The organism is Hydrogenophaga sp. (assembly GCF_035481345.1).
Taxonomy (GTDB): Bacteria; Pseudomonadota; Gammaproteobacteria; order Burkholderiales; family Burkholderiaceae_C; genus Hydrogenophaga.
Map to the genome: position 1 here is coordinate 1 of NZ_DATIGV010000148.1, position 1,864 is coordinate 1,864.

The following is a 1,864-nucleotide window of genomic DNA, read 5'->3' on the forward strand; positions in this document are numbered from 1 at the left end:
GTGCCGGCCCGCCGCGGGCGAAACGCTCTTCCTCGAGCGCTACGTCGATCTGCCGATCGAGCAGGCCATCGCGGCCGTCGCTGGTGAGCCGGTGGCGCGGCACGAGGTGGTGGAGGTGGGCAACCTCGCCGCCGAAAGCCCTGGCTGTGCGCGCGTGCTCATCGTCGCGCTCACGGCCTGGCTGGCCAGTCAAGGCTACCGCTGGGTGGCGTTCACCGGCACGCGCAGCCTGCTCAACAGCTTTCAGCGCCTGGGCCTGGCACCGCGGGTGCTGGCGCCGGCCGATCCCGCCCGCATGGGCGACGCGCTGCCGCAATGGGGCCGCTACTACGCCCAGCAACCGCAGGTGGTCTTCGGCGAGATTCCGCCCGCCCAGCGCCTGTTGTCGCAGAGCGTTGGCGCGCCCGCGTGGTGGACGCAAGAAGGGGTGTGAGGCCATGATTCCCATCGACCCCGCCGCCCGCTTCTGGCGCACGCTCGCCGCGCACGGCGAATCAAGCGCGATCACCGACGGTGTCCATCGACTCGCCTACGCCGAGCTGTTGGTCCAGGTGCAGCGGCGGCGCGCGCAGCTCGCCGGCTTCGGCGCGCGCCGCGTGGCGCTGGCACTGGACAACGGCATCGACTGGGTGCTGTGGGACCTGGCCTTGCTGGCGGAAGGTCTGGTGTGCGTACCCGTGCCCGGCTTCTTCTCGGCCGCGCAACAGCGCCATGTCGTCGACAGCGCGGGGGTGGACACCCTCATCGGCGAGCCGGCCCCCTGGTCGCAGGACGCTGGCTTCCACCCGGTCGCGCCCTCGCTGTCGCAACGCCCGGTGCCGTTCGCGCCGCCCGTGCCGCCCGACACGGTGAAGATCACCTACACCTCCGGCACCACGGGGCTGCCCAAGGGGGTGTGTCTGGACGCCGCGTCCATGCTGGCGGTGGCCGCCAGCCTGTGGCACGTGGTGGGCGCCAGCGGCGCGCGCCGCCACCTGGCCGTGCTGCCGCTGGCCACGCTGCTCGAGAACGTGGCTGGCGTGTATGCGCCCTTGTTGGGCGGCGCCTGCACCGAGCTGCGGCCCATGGCACAGATCGGTCTGCAAGGGGCCAGCGGACTGGACCTGCCGCGGCTGCTCGCCCGCCTGGGTGAGAGCCAACCGGACAGCCTCATCCTGCTGCCGCAATTGCTGCAGGCCCTGGTGGCCGCGGCCGAACGCGGCTGGGTGCCACCGCCCAGCCTGCGTTTCATCGCGGTCGGCGGCGCACACGTGGCGCCGTCGCTGCTGCGCCGCGCCGCCGCCGCGCGCTTGCCGGTGTTCGAAGGCTATGGCCTGTCGGAGTGCGCGTCGGTGGTGTGCCTGAACGCGCCCGGCGACAAGCGCATCGGCACCGTGGGCTCGCCGCTGCCGCACGCGCGCGTGCGCCTGGCCGATGACGGCGAGGTGCTGGTGAAGGGCGCGCGCTTCCTTGGCTACCTGGGCGAAACCTCTGAAAAGCCCGGCGCGAGCGATTGGCTGGCCACCGGCGACCTTGGCCACTTCGACGAAGCGGGCCATCTGGTGCTGCACGGGCGCAAGAAGCACCAGTTCATCACCGCCTACGGCCGCAACGTCAACCCCGAGTGGGTGGAGACCGAGCTCACGCAGCAGGCCCCCATCGCACAGGCCTGGCTGTACGGCGAAGCCCTGCCCGAGAACCTGGCCGTGCTGGTGCCGCGCCACGCGGGCGTGAGCGACGCGGAACTGGCCCACGCCGTGGCGGCCGTCAATGCCACGCTGCCCGACTACGCGCGGGCGCACCACTGGCGGCGCGCCGAGCAGCCCTTTTCCGTTGGCAACGGCCTGGCCACCAGCAACGGCCGCCTGCGCCGCGAGGCCTTGCG

2 protein-coding genes are annotated in these 1,864 nt (G+C 72.5%); both read left to right on the forward strand.

Going from position 1 to position 1,864, the window contains the following annotated elements; genetic code table 11:
• Positions 1-433: thermostable hemolysin (locus tag VLG41_RS15530; protein ID WP_325350300.1), on the forward strand; the 433-nt coding region annotated here is incomplete at its 5' end.
• Positions 434-437: 4 nt separating this feature from the next.
• On the forward strand, positions 438-1,864 hold a 1,427-nt coding region (locus tag VLG41_RS15535), incomplete at its 3' end, for an AMP-binding protein (RefSeq protein WP_325350301.1).